The sequence below is a fragment of the Colwellia sp. MB3u-55 genome, assembly GCF_014076785.1.
Taxonomy (GTDB): Bacteria; Pseudomonadota; Gammaproteobacteria; order Enterobacterales; family Alteromonadaceae; genus Colwellia_A.
This window is the reverse complement of the sequence record NZ_JACGUS010000116.1, coordinates 241,901-259,581: the sequence shown is the minus strand read 5'-3', so window position 1 is coordinate 259,581 and position 17,681 is coordinate 241,901. Positions and strand designations below refer to the sequence as shown.

At 37.6% G+C, this 17,681-nt stretch carries 17 protein-coding genes; 3 read left to right on the top strand and 14 right to left on the bottom strand.

Features of this window, described 5'->3' with window-relative positions:
• Positions 1-11: 11 nt before the first annotated feature.
• The 5 genes from mshL to H4J66_RS13115 are packed head-to-tail and all read right to left on the bottom strand — an operon-like array spanning position 12 to position 4,259.
• Positions 12-1,721: a pilus (MSHA type) biogenesis protein MshL gene (mshL, locus tag H4J66_RS13135; RefSeq protein WP_182175440.1), complete on the bottom strand. Its 1,710-nt coding sequence runs from the start codon at positions 1,719-1,721 to the stop codon at positions 12-14.
• 14 nt (positions 1,722-1,735) lie between these two features.
• A complete protein-coding gene (locus H4J66_RS13130) occupies positions 1,736-2,077 on the bottom strand; it encodes a hypothetical protein (protein WP_182175438.1) in 342 nt (113 codons plus the stop codon).
• Positions 2,070-2,756, bottom strand: coding sequence for a hypothetical protein (locus H4J66_RS13125; RefSeq protein WP_182175436.1), 687 nt, complete (start codon positions 2,754-2,756; stop codon positions 2,070-2,072). Before H4J66_RS13125 ends, H4J66_RS13130 begins: the two co-directional genes overlap by 8 nt.
• Positions 2,749-3,354, bottom strand: a complete 606-nt coding sequence (locus H4J66_RS13120; RefSeq protein WP_182175434.1) for a PilN domain-containing protein — start codon at positions 3,352-3,354, stop codon at positions 2,749-2,751. The genes H4J66_RS13125 and H4J66_RS13120 overlap by 8 nt, the downstream gene beginning before the upstream one ends.
• Positions 3,354-4,259, bottom strand: coding sequence for an MSHA biogenesis protein MshI (locus H4J66_RS13115; RefSeq protein WP_182175432.1), 906 nt, complete (start codon positions 4,257-4,259; stop codon positions 3,354-3,356). Before H4J66_RS13115 ends, H4J66_RS13120 begins: the two co-directional genes overlap by 1 nt.
• 115 nt (positions 4,260-4,374) lie before the next feature.
• Here H4J66_RS13115 and H4J66_RS13110 point away from each other — a divergent pair, with 115 nt between their 5' ends.
• Positions 4,375-5,304, top strand: coding sequence for a 1-aminocyclopropane-1-carboxylate deaminase/D-cysteine desulfhydrase (locus H4J66_RS13110; RefSeq protein ID WP_182175430.1), 930 nt, complete (start codon positions 4,375-4,377; stop codon positions 5,302-5,304).
• Positions 5,305-5,444: 140 nt separating this feature from the next.
• On the opposite strand, the gene rplI is transcribed toward H4J66_RS13110, so the two are convergent.
• From rplI to H4J66_RS13075, 7 genes are all read right to left on the bottom strand, one after another.
• Positions 5,445-5,897, bottom strand: coding sequence for a 50S ribosomal protein L9 (gene rplI, locus H4J66_RS13105; RefSeq protein ID WP_182175428.1), 453 nt, complete (start codon positions 5,895-5,897; stop codon positions 5,445-5,447).
• A gap of 20 nt (positions 5,898-5,917) precedes the next feature.
• A complete protein-coding gene (gene rpsR / locus H4J66_RS13100) occupies positions 5,918-6,145 on the bottom strand; it encodes a 30S ribosomal protein S18 (protein ID WP_070375547.1) in 228 nt (75 codons plus the stop codon).
• Between the two features lie 58 nt (positions 6,146-6,203).
• Positions 6,204-6,494, bottom strand: a complete 291-nt coding sequence (priB, locus tag H4J66_RS13095) for a primosomal replication protein N (RefSeq protein WP_083277989.1) — start codon at positions 6,492-6,494, stop codon at positions 6,204-6,206.
• A gap of 37 nt (positions 6,495-6,531) precedes the next feature.
• The gene (gene rpsF / locus H4J66_RS13090) at positions 6,532-6,951 is read right to left on the bottom strand and encodes a 30S ribosomal protein S6 (protein ID WP_070375545.1); all 420 of its coding nucleotides are present in this window, start codon (positions 6,949-6,951) and stop codon (positions 6,532-6,534) included.
• 243 nt (positions 6,952-7,194) lie between these two features.
• On the bottom strand, positions 7,195-7,947 hold the full coding sequence (rlmB, locus tag H4J66_RS13085; protein WP_070375544.1) for a 23S rRNA (guanosine(2251)-2'-O)-methyltransferase RlmB: 753 nt from the start codon (positions 7,945-7,947) through the stop codon (positions 7,195-7,197).
• 93 nt (positions 7,948-8,040) lie between these two features.
• Positions 8,041-10,428, bottom strand: coding sequence for a ribonuclease R (gene rnr, locus H4J66_RS13080; protein ID WP_404842784.1), 2,388 nt, complete (start codon positions 10,426-10,428; stop codon positions 8,041-8,043).
• Between the two features lie 292 nt (positions 10,429-10,720).
• Positions 10,721-11,338 (bottom strand): tetratricopeptide repeat protein, encoded by a 618-nt coding sequence (locus H4J66_RS13075; RefSeq protein ID WP_182175426.1) that lies wholly within the window; start codon positions 11,336-11,338, stop codon positions 10,721-10,723.
• A 284-nt stretch (positions 11,339-11,622) separates the two neighbouring features.
• On the opposite strand from H4J66_RS13075, the gene H4J66_RS13070 reads away from it, so the two are divergent.
• Positions 11,623-12,645: a DUF484 family protein gene (locus tag H4J66_RS13070; protein WP_182175424.1), complete on the top strand. Its 1,023-nt coding sequence runs from the start codon at positions 11,623-11,625 to the stop codon at positions 12,643-12,645.
• A gap of 14 nt (positions 12,646-12,659) precedes the next feature.
• Entirely contained in the window at positions 12,660-13,850 is a 1,191-nt protein-coding gene (locus H4J66_RS13065; protein ID WP_182175422.1) for an HD-GYP domain-containing protein, read from the top strand.
• 5 nt (positions 13,851-13,855) lie between these two features.
• On the opposite strand, the gene H4J66_RS13060 is transcribed toward H4J66_RS13065, so the two are convergent.
• Entirely contained in the window at positions 13,856-15,478 is a 1,623-nt protein-coding gene (locus H4J66_RS13060) for a methyl-accepting chemotaxis protein (protein WP_182175415.1), read from the bottom strand.
• A 644-nt stretch (positions 15,479-16,122) separates the two neighbouring features.
• The gene (locus tag H4J66_RS13055) at positions 16,123-17,532 is read right to left on the bottom strand and encodes a M20/M25/M40 family metallo-hydrolase (protein ID WP_220463302.1); all 1,410 of its coding nucleotides are present in this window, start codon (positions 17,530-17,532) and stop codon (positions 16,123-16,125) included.
• Positions 17,533-17,681: the final 149 nt, after the last annotated feature.

Sequence of the window (17,681 nt, the reverse complement as noted above, 5' to 3'; positions counted from 1 at the left end):
AATTTTAGCTATTATTCATTATCGTTTGAATCATTAGACCTACCTTTTTCACTTTGAGAAAAATCATTTTCCTCAGGAAACCATTGTTTCAATAGTGAGCGAGCATCTTGTAATTGATTTTTCCAAGTATCCTGGCCAATAACAATCGGCTTTAACATGATCACCAGTTCTTTTTTCTGGGTAGTTTCACTTCTACTTTTAAATAGCTCACCCATAAATGGAATATCGCCCAAGAAAGGTGTTTTTGAATCTAACATCACTTTACGTGTTTCTATTAACCCACCAATCACCACTATCTCACCTGATTTAGCACGAATAATAGTATCGGACTCACGTACACTACTTTGTGCAAGGGGTAAAATTATGTCTTCACCGCCAAGCTTAATGACTTTAGTCTGCTCATTAGTTGAAGTAACTGAAGGATGAACATGAAGAATAACTTCACCATTACCATCTATTTGAGGAGTAACATCCAAAGCAATCCCTGAGAAAAAAGGTGTTAGGTTAATTTCAGGTGTCGTGGTAGTTGACGTACCTGTAGTCGTCGTACTTGAAACCTCTGTAACATAATATTCATCACCACCGACTTTAATTACCGCTTTTTGATTATTGGTAGCGGTAATTCTTGGGCTTGACAATACTTGTACATTCCCTTGGGTAGAGAGTAAATCTATAACGCCTGAAAAATCGTTATTGTTAATGGTTAGGTTACTTGTACCACCAATGGTATTTGAAATAACATTGCCAGCAATGGAACCAGACGTTGAAAAAGCTAAGTTAGTGCTACCAATACTGCCTAAAATTTGATCCCATTTAACACCTTGCTGATAATCATCGTTGAGCGTAACTTCCATAATCTTAGCTTCAATAATGACTTGGCGGCGCAAATGAGTTTCTGTATCGTTAATAAAACTCTTAATGACTTTTATTTCATCGGGAAAAGCGCGAACAGTCACTAAGCCTGCTTGCGGAGAAACAAAGACTGAACGCCCCTCTTCAGAACCGACCAATACCGTTAGCGTTTCTTTTAATTCAGCCCAGAAGTCAGATGTGGTCTCAGTGTAAATATTAATACCGCTGCTTCCTTGCTGACTATTTTGGTTGTTTCCACCACCTGAATTACCTGAATTGTTTGAATTACCGTTTGAACTATTATTTGAGTTATTACCACTACCTTGATCATTTTCTGACACACCACCAGAATTAATGCTAGTACTCGACATGCCAGAGCGTTTAACAAACAAATAATTTAGTGGAATAGTTTCAGTGCGAATACCGGCTGGGTAAACTTGTACTATTTTACCACTACGTCTAATTTCATAGCCATAAACCTCTTCAACAACATCAAGCACTTCATTAAGCGTACTGCTTTTTAAGTTCAGGGTAATCGTACCGCTTACGTCAGGATGTACAACAACACTGTACGCTGACTCGTCGACTAAGGCTGCGAAAAACTCTTGTGCACTAACATCGCTAGCGGCAATTTCTAAACGTTTTTCTGCCAATAAACCCTCTCGAGCTTGGCTAACATTACGTTGCATTAATTCTTGCTGAATAGCATTTGGCACTTGTTGCAATGCTTTAGGCTCAGGTTTACTCGATTCTTCAATCGCTTTGTCTAGTGCATTAATCATTTCAGTTGGTTTATCTGGCGCCGTTTGACAACCAAACAAAGTTAAAAGTAAGGTGAAACAATAAAATTTTCTTTGAGTGTTTTTCATTTGATCATATCTTTTCATTTTGATTTCACCACGACACTAGAGAAAACACTGAGCTTTAAGCGTTTTTCTGCTGAACGTAAGACCACACTGGTATTGTTCACAGCTACTAATTCATACTGGCGAATAAAATCACCTATTTTTAACACTTGGCCATTAATAACAGCAGTGTGTACTTCTACACCATGAATAATACTTTCTAATATTAATTCTGCTTTCGGTGTCGTTTGAGCTTTGCTCATTGATGAAAAATCAGTACCCGAAAGTGGTTTAGTTGGGTCAACATCTTGGGCGTTAACCACAATAGAAGTCAGTAAAGTTATATAAAAAATACTGTTGAAAGTTAAGATTTTAAACACCTATAAACTCCCGTTTAGTACTTAAGCTGTACATTTCTATTTCTAACTCACTCACTGGGTATTCTTTTAGTTGGTAAGTAAACTCTTGCCAAAAAAACTTCCAAGATAATGCTTCCAGCTGTGTTAAGTAGTCACGTAATTGAAAGTAACTACCGCTGAGTTTAATTTTTATAGCATGACGATAAAGTATCAATGCTGGCTGGTCAGAGTTAACGACAACCGCTTTAGTCTCATCATCGGTGGTACTAGCGATATTCATCGGCTGCGCAGCAATAACTTGAAATGATTGTAAAGAAACACCTTTCTGGGTTTTTAATAACTGCATTAACGCGTAACGCATTTGAACAGGGTCTATTAAGTCTGAGGTAAGTTTTAATAAATTTACATCAACCTTATTTAATTTATCTTTATATTGTGAAATTTGCTTATTTAATGATTCGTTAGGATCTTTTGACAAGCCTTCTTCAAAAATTAATATAGAAGCTTTAGCTGTTCGATTGTCGTTGTTCACTTGTATAATTTGCTTATCAAGCTTAACAATCTTTAGCGCGTTATCATCAATAAAGAAGTTATGAATAATAAATATAATGGCAACTAAACCAGTTAATAACACCATATATTGTTCACGAGGAGTAATCGTTAAATATTTTTCACTATACGCTTGCCATTGTTTATTCATCGGCGCCTCCAGTCTTTGATTTAGAACTAACTAAAAATTCGGTAAGCTTTTGCTCATTTTCGTTAAGAGAAAAATTAATAAATGATTTACCTGATAAAAACTTTGATGTTTCAAATTTAGCTAACCATGCGGGTACGGCTTCTGGCGTTCGCGCCACACCAGAAAAGGTTAAATCTTGATAAGTAATATTAACATGCTGCAAACTAATGTCTTTATGGTGCATTAAAGATAGTTCTGTCATCGATGAGGCAAAGCCTGCCACCGAAGTATGAGTGCGGTCAGTTAATTCATTCAATAGCACACTTTTATTTTTCAAAACAATTTTCAACATTGCTAGTTCTTCAAGCACTTTCACGTCTGCTGTGTTCGCTTTGAGCTTATCTTCTAGTTGAGCAAGTTGGTTATCTTGATTAGTTTTGATTTGAGAAAGCGCTACGTACTTAGCCGTTAATTCAGTTACTTGATAATGGTCAAAAAAAGTCCAAGACAACATAAAGACGAGCGCTAAACACCAAAGCATAACAACGCGGGGTAAAGTCACCAGCACTTGTTTAGGCAATAAGTCTTGTTGTAGTAAATTAATTGAATTTTTTGCCATTATTTTATTGGCTCCATATTATTCAATTTTGTTGCTCCTAAGCTTACCGCAAACTCTCGTGCATGGTTAAAACCTTCAGGCATGGTGAATAAGTTCACAGCAACATTGGTGTTTTCAGCCAATTTACGTGCAAGTAATGCCTCATTAGCCATCGGCACAATAACTTCAATACTGCGTATGGGTGCTTGTTTTAATTGACGTTCAAAGTAGTCAGTTGAGCGTTGAATTTCAAGGTTTAAATTATCAACAATGCCAAACGATAGCTCTTCTTCTGTTTTGGTTGCAATTTGAGCAAAACCACGTAAACGACGAGAGAAGAATACTTTGCCTTGCTTAACGATCAATAAAATTATTTCTTCGTTAGGTTGCTGACATACCATTAAACAGGCATCATCTTTCACTGGCAATAAACTGGCAAAGGCGAATTCTTCGGTAGTAATCGACTTCAATATTAGCCCATCTTGATTAAGTGGACCAATTAAGGCTAATAATTCTTTTTTAGAAGTACAAACAACGTTTATTTTGTCATTGCCACCAGAAAGTGTTGGACCGTCAAAATAATCGAGTACCATATCTTCTGGAGAATGGTTAACGAGATCTTTAATCTGCCATTTTAAAGCGGCGTTTAATTCATTATCGGGAATATTGGGTTTGTCGACTTGCAATATTTGGGTTTGTGATGAGGCCAGCACTAGATGACATTGCCCTTGCAACTGATACTTTTCTTTTTGAATTTTAATCTGTTGAGGATGCTCTGCCAATGGCGAGTTAATTTGTTGAAACTGAGATTCCCCCTGCTCTGGACAAGAAAAAAAGGCAAAAGAATGCTGATGTAAACTTACACCTAACAAGTCTTTGGACTCAACTTTGGAGAAAAAATTATTTATTTTTTTAATAAGTGACATTTATCAATATTATTATTTATAGTCAGATGTCTATAAATCATTATCCCCTATTCCATTAAAGGCGCAAGTTTTTTATCGAGTAGTTATATTTAAGTAAAGAATAACATTACCTTTTATGAAAACAGAATCTCCTTTACAGAAAATCAGCCACCCTTTATTTGAGAGGCATCAACTCTCTGTTTCGATCAAACGAGACGACGTTATTCATCCAATAATATCTGGCAACAAATGGCGTAAATTAAAATTAAACTTACGCCACGCGCAAGCACATAACTATATCGGTGTGATAAGTTTTGGAGGCAGTTTTTCTAATCATATTCACGCCCTCGCCTTTGCTTGCCATCAGCAGGGGTTAAAAAGCATTGGTATTATTCGGGGTGAAAAGGAATATGCGAGTAACTTCACCCTCTCGATGGCGCAGCGATGGGGTATGGAACTGCACTTTGTTGACAGAAAATCCTATCGACTTCGTGAAAACAAGGAGTATTTAGCTCAATTACAACTCATATACCCTGACTATTTCATAGTGCCTGAAGGCGGCAGTAACACCTTAGCATTAGGTGGCGTTGGCGAAGTAATAGCTGAATTAAATCAACAATGTGAATTTGATACTTTAATAACACCTGTGGGTAGTGGTGGTACATTAGCCGGACTTATAAAAGCAGATAATAATCAGCATAATATTTTAGGGATTGGCGTATTAAAGCAAGACGGTTACTTAACAGAACAGGTAAATAGCCTGCTCGGTGATAATCTACATTTCAATAATTGGCAAATAATGCCAGAATTTCACCGTGGCGGTTATGCTAAATTTAGTAAAAAAGATGTGGAAAAAATATTAAGCTTTAGCCAACAAACAGGTTTCATTTTTGAACCTGTATACTCAGGAAAAATGATTTTAGCGTTATTAGACCTAATAGATCAGCAGTATTTTCCTAAAGGACATCGCCTCGTCTTATTACATACTGGTGGTTTACAAGGTATTGGCGGTTTAATTGAACGAGGTTTACTTAACGCTAACGACTGGAGTATGCCTACTTTTTGATGATATTTTAGAGGGGAATTATTTTACAGTGATAATTTTCAGGTAAAAATATTTATACTATCGGAAACAATAGGCAAAAAAATACCGCTATTCTTAAAAAGAAATAACGGTATTTTATCAACGTAATTTAGCGAACTAAATTAAGCTTCAGCGATAACAACAACTTTAATGTTAGTATCAACATCGTTGTGTAAGTGAATTGCGATTTCGAATTCACCCGTTTCACGGATTGTACCTAAAGGCATACGTACTTGAGCTTTCGCTACTTCAACGCCTGCTTCAGTAATTGCATCAGCAATATCTTTAGTACCGATAGAACCGAATAATTTGCCTTCTTCACCCGCAGATGATGCGATAGTGATTTCAGCCAATTCAACGATTTTAGCAGCTTTAGCTTCAGCAGCTTTTAAAGTTGCTGCTAATGCTGTTTCAATTTCAGCACGACGTGCTTCAAAATGTTCAACGTTAGCTTCAGATGCAAAAACAGCTTTACCTTGCGGTAATAAGAAGTTACGTGCATAACCAGATTTAACTGATACCTTGTCACCAAGGCCGCCTAATTTGGCGATTTTATCAAGAAGTATTACTTCCATTTTCAAAACCCCTTTTTAGGTTACTTATGTAAATCAGTATATGGTAATAAAGCTAAGTAACGAGCACGCTTGATCGCACGACCAAGTTGACGTTGATATTTAGCGGCAGTACCAGTAATACGGCTAGGAACGATTTTACCACTTTCAGTGATATAGTTTTTCAGTGTAGCAATATCTTTATAATCGATAGAGGTAGCACCTTCCGCTGTGAAGCGGCAGAACTTACGACGTCTAAAAAAACGAGACATGGATTTCTCCTAAATATGGTGTCTTTATTGGGTAGATTAACCAACCAAAAAAACCACCTTAATTAATCATTTCAATATGTTGAGCATGTAAGACAAGAAGTGGGTTACCATTTCTTGATTCATGACGGTTTATAAAACCAGTCACTTTGAGCTTACTGCCCGCAATTAAATCACGAGTTAAGTTTTGTGACAGCTCACCTGTTGCGACAACCTGTATTCGGACAAATGCTTGTCGGTTCATGCCAGCTTCATTTTGTATGGACTTATGGTCCATTGAAAACTGACAATGCTGAATACCTGCAGGGCTTGTTGATTTTTTCGGTGGTTTTACCACTTCACCTACCAACACAAGGCAATTCTCATAAAGAGAGTTTGTCACGAGTTACTTATTCGCTCGCAGCTTCTTCTGTAGTTTCAGTAGCAACTGGTGCTTCTGTAACAGCTGGAGCATCTTTCTTAACTTCGCGGCGATCGTCGCGACGTTCTTCTTTAGCAGCAGCCATTGCTGACGCTTCTGTTACTGCGTCTTTAGTACGCATGATCATGTTACGAATAACAACATCATTGTAACGGAAAGCTGTTTCAAGCTCATCAATAACTGCTTGTGGCGCTTCAATGTTTAATAAAACATAGTGTGCTTTGTGCAATTTATTGATTGGGTATGCTAATTGGCGACGGCCCCAGTCTTCAAGACGGTGGACTTTGCCTTCAGCAGCATTGATCAAGTCTGTATAGCGCTGGATCATGCCAGGTACTTGTTCACTCTGATCAGGGTGAACCATAAATACGATTTCGTAATGACGCATTACGAGCTCCTTACGGTTGTAGCCTCATTAGCTGGCTCAGCCAAACACCAGAAAGAGGCAAGGAACAAAAAGTTCGGGCTGAATTAAGGTCGCGAAGTGTAGTAAATATAAGCAGCGAAGGCAAGATAAATATAAGGATACAGGGCAATAAACAAAAAAATCACCAAGAAAATGACTTCTTTGATGATTTTATTGGGATTTAAAGCTGTGGAGCAACTTAACTAGCATTAATGTAGGTAAGCATTAACGGCGTTGGCGTACTATTTCAAACAAACAAATGCCGGTAGCAACAGAAACATTTAAACTTGAAACACTGCCAGCCATAGGTAACTTCACTAATTGATCACAGTTTTCACGGGTTAATCGACGCATACCTTTACCTTCTGCGCCCATCACTAATGCCATTGGACCAGCTAATTTCTCATCGTATAAACAATGATCCGTTTCTCCTGCTGTACCAATAATCCAAACACCATTGTCTTGCAACTGTTTCATCGTACGTACTAAATTTGTCACTTGTACCAATGGCACGGTTTCAGCCGCACCAACAGCAACCTTACGCACTGTTGCTGTTAGGCGGGCCGCATTATCTTTTGGAACAATAATAGCCTGTACACCAGCCGCATCTGCATTTCTAAGACACGCACCAAGATTATGAGGATCGGTGACACCATCAAGAATTAATAAAAAGGGTGTTTCATCTTTTTGTTTGGCTTGGGCTAGAATATCAACGAGATCATTTTCGGTGTAAGTTTTTCCTTGAGTAATACGTGCTAAGACGCCTTGATGCTGTTCGCCATCACTTTTTTCATCAAGGACCTTACGGCTAACAAGCTGGGTGGATATGTCATACTTTTTTGATAAATTAATGATCGTCATTAACCGTTCATCTTCACGACCTTTTAATAAAAAAAGCTCAATAAAGCGTTCTGGAGCACGTTTAATTAATTCATTAACAGCATGAATACCAAATACTAATTCGTCTTGTTTTGCCATGTTATTCTCTTTTCAACTTCTTCTTTAATTACTCTATATCGAGCTTCATTACGTATCGGTCGAACGTTAATCGTTACGACTTTTTAACCGATATTACTCAGCCGTTTTACGAGCATTTTTACCTGGACGTTTTTTTCGTGCGGTACGCTTTTTAGCTTTTGATTTTTCTGTTTTCTTGTCTTTTGGCTTTTTAGGCGCTCCTTTCTCGCTAGTTCCCTTGGGCCTATTAAAGCCCTGATCGGCGTTTTTTCTCAGCCCTGTACTTTTAGCTTTCGATTTACCATCAGGTTTACCACTACTTTTCGGGGCTTGTTCACCCGACAAAACGAGATCTATTTTTTTCTCATCCAAGTTTACTGCGGCAACATTAACTTCTAAAACATCACCAATACGATATTTAGTGCCCGAACGTTCACCGCTCAAACACATGCGAACATCATCAAAGTGATAATAGTCATGCCCTAAAGAGGTTATATGAATTAAGCCTTCGATATGTAAATCGGTTAAGCGTACAAATAGACCAAAATTAGTCACGGTTGAAATAACACCGGTGAAAGTATCACCAACGTGATCTTGCATAAATTCACATTTCAACCAATCAGCAACATCACGAGTCGCATCATCAGCACGACGTTCGGTCATTGAACAATGCTCTCCTAGTTCAATAACTTCTTCAGGTGAGTATTGGTAAAATCCGGCGTTCGCTTCATTACTTTCGTTAGCGCTTTGTGCTTGCTTTGCCAGAATCGCTTTAATCACTCGATGAATAACCAAATCTGGATAACGACGAATTGGCGAAGTAAAATGACTATAAGACTCGAGTGCTAAACCAAAATGTCCTAAATTTTCACTTTGATAAACGGCTTGGCGCATAGAACGCAGCAACATGGTTTGGATCAACTCTTGATCTGGACGACCTTGAACATGGTTTAAAATATTAGCGTAATCAGCAGGTTCAGGTTGCTCTCGCGTTGGCAAGGATATGCCGAGTTCAGTTAAATAACTGACAAAGTTTTTATACTTATCTTCACTCGGTTTGTCATGGACACGGAATAAACCGGGCATTTGGTGTTTTTCTACAAATTTTGCCGTTGCCACATTCGCTAAAACCATACATTCTTCAATGATTTTATGCGCATCGTTACGAATAAGCGGCACAATCGATTCTATTTTACGATCACTATTAAACAAAAATAGAGACTCGGAGGTTTCAAAAGCAATGGCACCACGATTAGTTCGCGAGGTCTTTAATGCTAAATACATTTGATATAAATTTTCTAAATCGCCGACTAATGGCTGATATTGTTCGCGCAACGCTGCCTTTTCGGTTGCGTCTTCACCCGATAGAATTGCTGCGACTTTGCTATAAGTAAAGCGAGCATGTGAGCGCATAACCGCTGAGTAGAACTTACTACCCGACAACTCACCTGACGCACTGATAGTCATTTCACAAACCATACATAAACGGTCAACATCAGGGTTTAATGAACATAAGCCGTTAGATAGTTTTTCCGGTAACATAGGAATAACTTGGCTCGGAAAATAGACCGAATTACCACGAGATATAGCTTCATCATCAAGCGTTGTACCATCACGTACGTAGTAACTTACGTCGGCTATAGCCACCCATAAACGCCAGCCACCCGATTCTTCAGGATGACAGTAAACAGCATCATCAAAATCTCTAGCGTCTTCGCCATCTATAGTGACTAGCGGTAAGTCACGTAAGTCAACTCGTGAAATTTTTGCTTCGTCTTCGACTTCGTCTGCTATTGTTGCAACTTCTTCAATAACGCTAGCCGACCATTCATGTGGTAAATCATGCTCACGTAGAGCAATGTCAATTTCCATGCCTGGTGCTAAATGATCACCTAAGACTTCAATCACTTCACCTACGGCATTATTGCGTTTTGATGGACGGTGCAAAACATTGACCACCACCATTTGTCCGTGGCGCGCACCAAGCTTGCTTTCGGGTTCAATCAAAATATCTTGTTTAATACGCGCATCGTCTGGAACAATATAAGCGATACCATGTTCAACATAGAAGCGGCCAACAATGCCAGCTTTACGCGGTTCGATGACTTCAATTATTTTAATTTCTTGTCGGCCTTTGCGATCGGTACGATCCACTAAAATAGCGCTAACAATATCACCATGGAATACCCGTTGCATTTCGTGAGATGAAATATAAAAGTCTTTGCCTGGCTTCTCACCTTTAGCAATATCAGGTATAAAAAAGCCAAAACCATCACGATGACCGGTAACTTTACCGGTGATCAAACTATTTTTCGCAGGAATGACATATTGTTTAAGTTTATTAAAAACAAGCTGACCTGCATTTTCCATAGCACGCAAACGTCGTTTTACGCCAACATGATGAGTTTCATCATGATAATTCAAAGCTTTGCATATCGCTTTAAAATTAAGTGGCACAGCAGAGTTTTCTATTACTGATAATAGTAATTCTCGACTCGCCACTGGATTGTCGTATTTTTGTGCTTCGCGTTTTTGATGAGGATCTTTCAGGGGATAAACTCGATTAATGTGTTAATGCAGCAATTATATACCTATACCCGTTACCAATCAAAGCGTTGGTTTTCAGTGGTAATTAAAAACGATGCCGATAGGCATTAATTTTATCGAATGATGATGCTATTTTAAAATTTAATAACGCAATAAATTCGTTTAGGCTCATGTTAATCAAGGGGTTGATTAGCTAAAGCTATTAAGCGAGTAATGCGATAAAAAATGTCATCGCATGAAAAACAGCTTAAAATTTACCTTCTTTGGCTGAATTAACAACATGCTCTGGCATTTTATCTGCCAACACTGATAATATTTTTGCAATTTGCTGATGAATTTTTTTATCATCGGTAACCGAGTGATGAAGTTGTGTATATAACTCTGGGTAGTCTAATGGACTGCCATAGCCTTGTGCATAAATATCGGCTAAACGGATTTGTGCTTTTAAATTATTTACTGCCGCGGCTTCTCTGAGATAAAACATTGCTTTTTCTACATCAACCTGCATAAATTTACCAGTATGGTAGTAACGCCCGAGTTGTTCAAGTGCCTCAGGCAAAGCTTGGTCTGCAGCATTTTTCATAAAGTGAAGTCCAAGCGGTACATCTTTTTTAACACAGACACCATACGCTAGCATATCCCCCCAAAGAAATTGGTACGAAGGGTATTCTGATTTAGTGGCTCGTGCTTCAATGTCTTGTACAAGCTGACATTCGTCGAGCACAACTTGCCCTAAATGTTTATTCTCTTTAATCAAACCCAACAGCTGGTTATCTGTATAAATTTGCACGGCTTCAAGTTTTTGACCATAGCTGGTATTACTTATAAAAAATAACAACGCTAAAATTACTAATAAAAATCGCATAAATGACAATCCAAAAATTCAAATAAATATATAAGCATTAACTTATTATCGGCTGAACATAAAAAAGGTTAAGTAATGAAGACTGACATTTTTTTGTTGCCAACAGCCTCTTTTATCAACTATTAAAGGTTAAGCAATATTAATACCATTATCTTAACTACCTTAGCGTTTAAAAGTAATGTTTTAGTCAATATCGCGATTAACAAAGGGGATTTGACTAAGCCCTTGCACAATAGCTCTGAAAAGAACACAATTAAAACGGTTTCATAAAACAAGAAATGATTATGTCAGAATTAGAAATTGAGCAACTAATCGCCAACTCAAAAGCTAATGAAAACATTGCACTAAAGCTATTTGAAATAGAAAAAGAAGTACTTGAAAGTAAATCTTGTGAAGAACTTATCCAACGTTTGTTGAACTCAATACAACAAAAATTTGATATCACTTCAATTACTTTACTTTTGGTTGAACCAACACCGATTAGCTATTTATTCAACGAACGATTGCAATCGAATTGGCAACAGCGACATAGTAACAAAATATCTTTAGAGCAGTTAAAAGCTTTTCATCATGACAGTAAACCTTTCCTAACGAATGATTTAGATAATTTACCTGCTGTTATACCTACTGAATTACTCATAGAAGCACAATCTATTGCGCTTATTCCCTTAATACTAGAAGGGCAACTTTTTGGCAGCCTATTGTTTTCTGATAGAGATAAAAGTCGCTTTAGTAATATACTTGGCACCTTTCATTTAGAGCAACTCGCTACTAAAGTAAGTTTGTGCTTATCCAATGTACTCATTCGAGAGCAACTTGAATACATGGCACATTATGATCGCTTAACCGGTGTTGCCAACCGTCGTTTAATGGAAATGTATATTGCTGAGGAGTTAGTACGACAGCAAAGGTATGGCGTTCCCTTTTCACTATTATTTGTTGATTGTGATGATTTCAAACAAGTTAATGACCGATACGGTCATGATTGTGGTGATAGAGTATTAACTTATATAGCAACAAATTTACAAGGATTAATAAGAGAGAATGACCGCTGTTTTCGTTTCGCAGGCGATGAATTTGTTGTGGTATTGGCAAGCCAAAAACACCAAGAAGCGGAACTAGCAGCAATACGTTTAAGCGAGTTTTTTATCAAAAACCCTATGCATTACCAACAAGCCGTTGTACCCGTTACAATAACCTGTGGGGTAGCAGCAAGTGATGGAAAACGTTCGATGGACGAACTGCTAAAAGAGGCTGATACCCATTTATATCGACTAAAGAATAATAGAAAACAGTTGTTAGTTTAACGAGTAAATTATGTATGATTGTTGAAATTGAAATTTCAGGATTATTAAAAGGGCATTATGTGGTTGATATTGCCAAACAACGAGGCGCTTACAGCTTAACAACCCCTGGCCATATAAAAAATATCAAGGTTATAGGTAATTTGCGTAGCAGGGGCGTCGAAAGTTTATTAATTGATACCAGCAAAACACTGACCTTCGATGCCGATAATAATATAGTTGGTCGTATAAAAGAGACTCCCTTACCCGCAAGTAATAAATCACCCATTATCTTAGAGATAAGCAAAGCGAAAAAACTTTTTAATCAATCAAAAGAGATTCAACGGCAAGTATTTGCAGATGCTCAACAAGGAAGAAATATAAACCTAACACCCGTTATTGAAATAACGAATAAAACCATTGATACCGTATTTAAAAATGCGGATGCCTTAGCCTGTGTTATCAATATCAGGAAAAAAGATGAGTACTTACTTGAGCACTCAGTATCGGTTTCTGTATTAATAACGATTTTTGCGCGTTTTTTAAAAATAGACAAAAAAATAGTTCAGTTACTTTCAGTTGGTGCTTTTTTACATGATGTCGGTAAAATTAATATTCCAGACAGCATTTTAAATAAACCGGGTAAGTTAACAGAAGCTGAATTTACCATAATGAAAAGCCACGTAAACCACTCGATAAAAATAATAGAGTCGACACCGGGTATTTCCGAATTGAGTCTTGAAGTTGCTGCCCTCCACCATGAGAAGCTAGACGGCACTGGTTACCCTTATAACATCCCTAAAGAAAAAATCACGAAATATGGTCGGATGATTGCCATTTGTGACATTTTTGATGCCCTAACCGCCAACCGTTGTTATAAAGAGGGTTATAGCCATATAAAAGCATTTAGTATTTTAAGAGGTTTGGCGCAAAAAGAGCATTTAGATCAGCGTTTAGTCGACTTATTTATCAAGTGTATGGGTATTTACCCTGTTGGCTCATTAGTCGAATTGAGTTCCAATAAACTGGCTATTGTCGAAAGCAGAAATGACGGCGACCCAATCAACCCTAATGTCCGTTCATTCTATAATTCTCTAGATGGCCGTTACGTAATGGCTGAAGATATAAATTTATCCGACAATGAAGACTTTATTATTAGAGGGGTAAGAGCCGATGATTTTGATCTAGATATGAACAAAATCATCGAATTTATTTTAATGGAAGGGTAAAGGTCTTAAACCTTAAACTTCGATGTTGCCTTCTGTAATTGAATGGCATTTTTATCAACTAAATGAGCCACATTACCAATTTCTTCGATCGCTGTTTGAGTCGCTCCAAAACTGTTATACATCTGCTCTATATTATTAACAACTGTCTCAGCAACGCAAGATTGCTCTTCTGTTGCCGTAGCAATTTGGCTGTTCATTGAACTGATATGACCGATTTGTTCTTTTATATTTGTTAAAGATTTATCAACTGCAAGTGATATTTCCTCATTGGTATTTGCTTTTTCTCGCGCTAATCCCATAGTACTTACCGATTGGTCAGCCGCTGAAATGAGCTTATCTAGTAAACCACGAATCTCAGTAGTCGATAACGCTGTTCTTGAAGCTAAACTTCTAACTTCATCTGCAACTACAGCAAAGCCTCGGCCTTGCTCGCCCGCTCGGGCCGCTTCAATTGCAGCGTTTAACGCTAATAAATTTGTCTGTTCGGCAATACCATTAATAACATCAAGAATTTTGTTCATGTTCTGCGAGTCTTTAGCGAGCCTATCAACCACATCAGCTGCATTACCAATTTCGTGGACTAATTGACCTGAAATAAGTAAAGAACGCTGAACATTCTCCATGCCTCGATTAACTTCTGCTTCTCCAGAACCTGCAGCATTTGCGGCTTCTGCGGCAGACTTAGCAATATCAGCAACACTAAATTGCATTTCAACCATAGATTGTTTTGTTATTTCAGCCACTTCTGCTTGGCTTTGTACATTAGCATCAACATCACGTACCTTTTCAGCCAATTGTTCAGCACTTTTAGTCAGGGGTGGCACAACATCAATGACATCTGAAACAATACCTCTTAGCAACTGAGTAAAAGCATTAAAGTGCTTAACAACATTGCCTAATTCATCATGGCTCACTACTTCAATCTGGTTAGTTAAATCACCATCACCTTCTGCCAGTTCTTTTAAAGAAGCATCTATATTTAATACTGAATGACTAATTGAACGTGCGATAATGATACTCAACAGTGACATCATAACCAAAAGTAAAATACCCACTAAAATACTTAAATCTCTTGAGTCACTAGAGTTAGCCACAGTTTCTTCAACCAAGGTATTAAATACTTTAGCTGCCTTTTCTTTTTCCTGGGCTAAGCTGTCAGTAACCTTTTGGTAAATATCTGCTTTATTATCAATACTGGTCTTTGTTGAGGCCAATTGAAAATCGATTTCTTCCTTGATAAATCCTACTGAAATCTTTCGTGCGATATCATTATACTCGTTGCTTAATGAGACTAAAGTAGAAGTATCGGAAAACAAGGGTTCAAGTGAATCAATACGCGTTAAATTACCAGTTAATACCGTAACTAACTTACTAGCTTGATCAACTAACTCTTCATCACCAAAAGAGACACTCTGGTTATAGAGCTCATCTACACGTTGCCAAGTACTGACATTTTCACTGGTTAAGTTAACCAAATGAATCGTAGTATTTTGAATTTTTTGTAATAATATTTGGTTTTTAGAGATGGCAGTAATGTTAATAAGTAAATTAATAACAAAGCTCAAAATTGCAATCGCTAGTATTGCTAATATTTTATGAAATATAGGTAATTCTTTAAAAAACTTCATATTTATCCTAATCGTAAATGACGTACGATGCACCGTACATTGTTAAAATACTCAAATAATAAACCCTTTGGGCCTTCAAAAATTTTTAACTACTTTTACATTAGCATTTTCTTAAGTTGAGCTTACATGAAACTCAATGACTAGACTCCGTTCTACACAATGCTCTAAATCTGCTAGAAGTGCTTATCAAGCATACACTCCACAAGAAAGTCTGTTGTTATTCAATCGCTAGGCTAAGTTCAACTTATTATAAATCATAAGATGATTAGCTGGATACGTTTTTAGTAATTTCATACTAAATAGCTATAGCCCCCTATTACCTTACCAGCATTAACGCGAGTAAACACCAAAGATTAATTCACCTTTTTTAATAAAACTGAAAATAAGGCACAGTGAAGGTACTATTCATTTACTCTCGTGGAGCACTTTAGAGAACTTCTTCTGTTGACTATGAGTAAGTATATTTATTAAAAGTTAAGTTTATAGTTCTAATAAAATCAAGAAAACAATAAATGTTTCTTATACTTGTACGAATAGAAGAGCAGGTGAAGGCGAGCTAAATAAAAAGAATAAGGGATTATATTTACGAAGTGATGAATAATGAGTCGCGAAAAATCAGCCTTAACTTTTCACGACTCCTCATATTATTTTCTAAAGTTAATTCCTGACTGGGCTGAAAAATAAGCAAAGAGGGTGTAAACCGCTGTTGCTTGCTTTAAGTCTTCAGGGTTCACCTTGTCCAAGGTATCGTTCTCTGTGTGGTGATAATCAAAGTACTTGGTGCCATCAGGTGCAAAATTCATGCTTGGCATACCTGCAGCGCTCATTACACTCATATCTGATTGTGCTTGTGCATTATTATCGTTTGATAATTCAACGCCTAACGGCGCAAGATGCTTAGCAAGATCGTTAATTGCCGTTAATGACTCTTTACCAACACCCGAAGTCATTTTATAAATTTGACCAACACCAAAGTCCCATTCAGCGCCAATGATATGATTATCCATATTTTTTTCATGGACCTCCATATATTTTTTTGCACCTAATAAACCCACTTCTTCAGCTGCAAAAAGAATGACGCGTATAGTGCGCTTTGGACGTATAGGTAATTGAGCAATATGGTGAGCAGAGGCAAGCATCATAGCAACACCCATACCATCATCTAATGCACCCGTACCGACATCCCAGCTGTCAAGGTGGGCACCAATTGAGACAATTTCATCAGGAAATTCGCTACCGGTTATTTCACCAATGACATTGGCAGAAACAGCTGTTATTTTAGCATCAGTATGGCTGGTTAATTTTAGATAAAAGCTAACCGGTTTATTACGCTTTAATTGATTAACAAGTAAGTCTGCGTCAGGATTTGAAAGCGCAGCCGCAGGAATTTTTTTCACGCCAGCCTCATAACGCATAATGCCGGTATGAGCTATACGGTTATTGTCTGTACCTACAGAACGCATAATTAATGCTGATGCCCCTTTTTTAGCGGCTACAACTGCCCCACCCACACGCGTACCTACTGCTGGACCATAGCCGTTACCGTCGATATGCTCTTCCATTTGATAAGAAACAAATGCAATTTTTCCATCTAAACTGTTATCTGGTGCCGCGATTAAGCCAGCTAAGGTTTCAAAATGTGCAACATCTCCAATCAACCCTTCTTCACTGGTAGCAATACTGCCACCAAGAGCAATGGCGACGACCTTATGAGGATAAGGCGAGATTATTTTTGCTTGTGCTTCACCACGTTGCCAAAAAGTACCCGTGACTTCTTCTGTCCACACTTTATCAAAGCCTAAAGCGTTCATTTTAGCTTGCGCCCAAATGACAGCTTTTCTATCACCTTCTGAACCCATTAATCGATGCCCCACTTCCGTGGTTAAAGATTCTAAGACCTTATAGGACAAATTAGATTGCAGAGCGGTATTTTTTAATTGTGTCAGTTGCTTAGTTTCTGATTCAGTCAGTGTTGCCGCTGAACTTGATAAAGCTAACAAAGTACTACTGAAAACAAGCGTTTTTATTACCGATTGAAAAGGCACTTTAAGCATTATATTCCCTTTTATAAATATTATTGATTATAGAATTAATTCAGTATCAAGAATCTTGCGCCGACATGCAAATAGGTTCGCCTTAAAAAAGTGGCAAACTATCTTTATTAAACCATTGAACCCTAATTAAGCGAATACTGAACTTTTAA

What these genes read in the sequence shown, in the direction of transcription:
- mshL (WP_182175440.1), bottom strand. Translation starts at nt 1,721, where the DNA reads ATGAAAAACACTCAAAGAAAATTTTATTGTTTCACCTTACTTTTAACT.
- H4J66_RS13125 (WP_182175436.1), bottom strand. Translation starts at nt 2,756, where the DNA reads ATGAATAAACAATGGCAAGCGTATAGTGAAAAATATTTAACGATTACT.
- H4J66_RS13120 (WP_182175434.1), bottom strand. Translation starts at nt 3,354, where the DNA reads ATGGCAAAAAATTCAATTAATTTACTACAACAAGACTTATTGCCTAAA.
- H4J66_RS13115 (WP_182175432.1), bottom strand. Translation starts at nt 4,259, where the DNA reads ATGTCACTTATTAAAAAAATAAATAATTTTTTCTCCAAAGTTGAGTCC.
- H4J66_RS13110 (WP_182175430.1), top strand. Translation starts at nt 4,375, where the DNA reads ATGAAAACAGAATCTCCTTTACAGAAAATCAGCCACCCTTTATTTGAG.
- rplI (WP_182175428.1), bottom strand. Translation starts at nt 5,897, where the DNA reads ATGGAAGTAATACTTCTTGATAAAATCGCCAAATTAGGCGGCCTTGGT.
- rpsR (WP_070375547.1), bottom strand. Translation starts at nt 6,145, where the DNA reads ATGTCTCGTTTTTTTAGACGTCGTAAGTTCTGCCGCTTCACAGCGGAA.
- rpsF (WP_070375545.1), bottom strand. Translation starts at nt 6,951, where the DNA reads ATGCGTCATTACGAAATCGTATTTATGGTTCACCCTGATCAGAGTGAA.
- rlmB (WP_070375544.1), bottom strand. Translation starts at nt 7,947, where the DNA reads ATGGCAAAACAAGACGAATTAGTATTTGGTATTCATGCTGTTAATGAA.
- H4J66_RS13075 (WP_182175426.1), bottom strand. Translation starts at nt 11,338, where the DNA reads ATGCGATTTTTATTAGTAATTTTAGCGTTGTTATTTTTTATAAGTAAT.
- H4J66_RS13070 (WP_182175424.1), top strand. Translation starts at nt 11,623, where the DNA reads ATGTCAGAATTAGAAATTGAGCAACTAATCGCCAACTCAAAAGCTAAT.
- H4J66_RS13065 (WP_182175422.1), top strand. Translation starts at nt 12,660, where the DNA reads ATGATTGTTGAAATTGAAATTTCAGGATTATTAAAAGGGCATTATGTG.
- H4J66_RS13060 (WP_182175415.1), bottom strand. Translation starts at nt 15,478, where the DNA reads ATGAAGTTTTTTAAAGAATTACCTATATTTCATAAAATATTAGCAATA.
- H4J66_RS13055 (WP_220463302.1), bottom strand. Translation starts at nt 17,532, where the DNA reads ATGCTTAAAGTGCCTTTTCAATCGGTAATAAAAACGCTTGTTTTCAGT.